The sequence below is a fragment of the Neisseria sp. N95_16 genome (assembly GCF_002551535.2).
Lineage (GTDB): Bacteria > Pseudomonadota > Gammaproteobacteria > Burkholderiales > Neisseriaceae > Neisseria > Neisseria brasiliensis.
In genome coordinates, this window is the sequence record NZ_PDBT02000130.1 from 1 (window position 1) to 2,396 (window position 2,396).

The 2,396-nt window shown below is 46.3% G+C and carries 3 protein-coding genes and 1 pseudogene; 1 reads left to right on the top strand and 3 read right to left on the bottom strand.

Annotated elements, in window-relative coordinates:
* On the bottom strand, positions 1-171 hold a 171-nt coding region (locus CRG49_RS14165), incomplete at its 3' end, for a helix-turn-helix domain-containing protein (protein WP_157807888.1).
* Between the two features lie 265 nt (positions 172-436).
* Between CRG49_RS14165 and prmB the strand changes: the two genes are divergently transcribed.
* The gene (gene prmB / locus CRG49_RS12675) at positions 437-1,336 is read left to right on the top strand and encodes a 50S ribosomal protein L3 N(5)-glutamine methyltransferase (protein ID WP_095502439.1); all 900 of its coding nucleotides are present in this window, start codon (positions 437-439) and stop codon (positions 1,334-1,336) included.
* Between the two features lie 71 nt (positions 1,337-1,407).
* Here the strand turns inward: prmB and CRG49_RS12680 are convergent, their stop codons facing one another.
* Together CRG49_RS12680 and CRG49_RS12685 are read right to left on the bottom strand one after the other, a co-directional pair.
* The gene (locus CRG49_RS12680) at positions 1,408-2,145 is read right to left on the bottom strand and encodes a toxin-antitoxin system YwqK family antitoxin (protein WP_095502440.1); all 738 of its coding nucleotides are present in this window, start codon (positions 2,143-2,145) and stop codon (positions 1,408-1,410) included.
* 174 nt (positions 2,146-2,319) lie between these two features.
* Positions 2,320-2,396 (bottom strand): annotated as a pseudogene (locus CRG49_RS12685) (IS1595 family transposase); the annotation flags it as partial.

Here is a 2,396-nt window from a genome sequence, read left to right on the forward strand (position 1 = left end):
CTGTTGTGCTTTTCGGTAACAGTAGGTTCCGTTGACGGAATGCCGTCTGATTTCCCGACTGACGGTGGCGGGATGACAACCGATGTTCTGTGCGATTTGGTTTAGGGGTAGGTTGCGGTAATGTCTGGAAATGTAGTATCTTTGGTGTGAGGTCAGTTGTGTGTAGGCCATATTGCAATCTTTCTTGTCAGGAAAGGCAGTATACTACCGCATACTGGCCTTTTCTGTTATTGGAAATTGCACTTGTTAGGCGAATGTAAGGCCGTCTGAAATATTTCAGACGGCCTTTTACCTGCTCGTTTTAAACCAATTTAATCACCTTTCCTACACATGATTTTATACGCCAAACACCCTTTCTCTCACGGCAACCGACAGCTTTTCAGACGGCCTTTTCTGCTATAATGCCCCTATTCCAACCTTTACGGCGACAATCATCATGTTTACCCAAGCAGCCAAAGAACTCACCACCATCCGCGACATTTTGCGCTTTGCCGTCAGCCGCTTTAACGATGCCGAGCTTTTCTTCGGACACGGCTCCGACAACGCCCACGACGAAGCTGCTTATCTGATTTTACACACGCTGAACTTACCGCTCGACACGCTCGATCCGTATCTCGATGCCAAGCTGTTACAAACCGAAAAAGAAGAAGTATTGGCACTCATCGAACGCCGCGTTACCGAGCGTCTGCCGGTTGCCTACCTGACCAATCAAGCATGGCAAGGCGATTTTGACTTTTATGTTGACGAGCGCGTCATCGTGCCGCGTTCTTTCATCTATGAATTACTAGGCGATTCGCTCACCGCTTGGATTGAATACCCCGAATTGGTCAACCGCGCGCTCGACCTTTGCACCGGCAGCGCCTGTTTGGCGATTCAGATGGCACACCACTACCCGGCTGCCGAAATCGATGCCGTCGATTTAAGCTTGGACGCACTCGAAGTCGCCGCTATTAACGTCGAAGAATACGGCTTAGAAGACCGAATCAGCCTGATTCACACCGACTTATTCGAAGGCTTGGAAGGCACATACGACTTAATCGTTTCCAACCCGCCATACGTCGATGCCGAATCCGTTGATACCCTGCCCGACGAATACTTGCACGAACCGGAATTGGCACTCGGCAGCGGCCAAGACGGCTTGGATGCCACCCGCGAAATTATTTTGCAAGCCGCTAAGTTCCTCAATCCGAAAGGTGTATTGTTGGTCGAAATCGGCCATAATCGTGATGTGCTCGAAGCCGCCTACCCTGAACTGCCATTTACTTGGCTAGAAACCAGCGGCGGTGACGGCTTCGTCCTCCTGCTTACCCGCGAACAATTGCTGGGCGAAGAATAAGGTTCAACATACAACAAGGCCGTCTGAAAGCATTTCCTTTCAGACGGCCTTGTTGTATAAACATTACTTATTTATTCGATTTCAAACCCATCTTGATCCCACAAAGTCTTTTTGACCAATTGGTTGTTTTGATACACGGCTTCTGATTTTTTCGAACCGTCTTCATACCAATCCAACACAATGCCGTTGCGGCGGCCATTTCTAAACGACATTTCAGTCAATAATCTGCCGGATTCATCCCAACTGAGCATTTCCATCGGTTGATCGTCCACCATCCGCATTTCTGTTTTCGGGCTACCATCGGCATACCATTGTTTCCAATAGCCGTTGGCTTTATCGTTTTTAAACTGGATTTCGCTTTCTTTATTGCCGTTGCGGTAATAGCGGGCACCAACACCGTTGCTCAAGCCATTCAAATAAGGCATAACGGCTGATTTTTTGCCATTCGGATACCAGTTGGTCCATTCACCATTGGGCTTGCCATTACGGTAGCTGCCGACCATTTTTTTCTGACCATTAAAATGCCATAAGGTCAATGTTCCATTATCCAAGACCGGTACAAACACCTTAATCTGGTTGGTTTGCACTTGATAAGGCTCGGAATATTTTTTCATGGATGGATAATAAAAATCCTGCACCTGCGCCAAACCGGCGTTGACTTTATACTGACGCACGTAGGCCACAGACGACATCGTCGCGGTAATCTTGCCTTGTTGATTGAAGTACACAGAATGAGTTTGCGCCCAAGCCGCTGCTGATACAGCACTCATCGCTACCGACACCAAACCCATTGTCAAAAACCGGTTCATTTTCATCATCCATATAGAAAGCCTCGCGTCATGCAATCAGCCTTCATTTATTTACGTGCTTGATTATCGTGCAATATTCAGAAAATCAAGGATTATTTTTCAATTTAACCATTATAAAACAAAGTATCTATATTTGTTAAATACAATATTTTTGGGGCTTAGGAAGCAAAAATATTAAATTGGGTTATTTCGAAGCATCTTCATTAATATTTTACCTAAATCTTCATGCCGGTGGTTAAACCTAAACTCCG

Bases quoted from the DNA above. Each gene is read 5' to 3' on its own strand.
- prmB (WP_095502439.1), top strand. From the start codon at position 437: ATGTTTACCCAAGCAGCCAAAGAACTCACCACCATCCGCGACATTTTG.
- CRG49_RS12680 (WP_095502440.1), bottom strand. From the start codon at position 2,145: ATGAACCGGTTTTTGACAATGGGTTTGGTGTCGGTAGCGATGAGTGCT.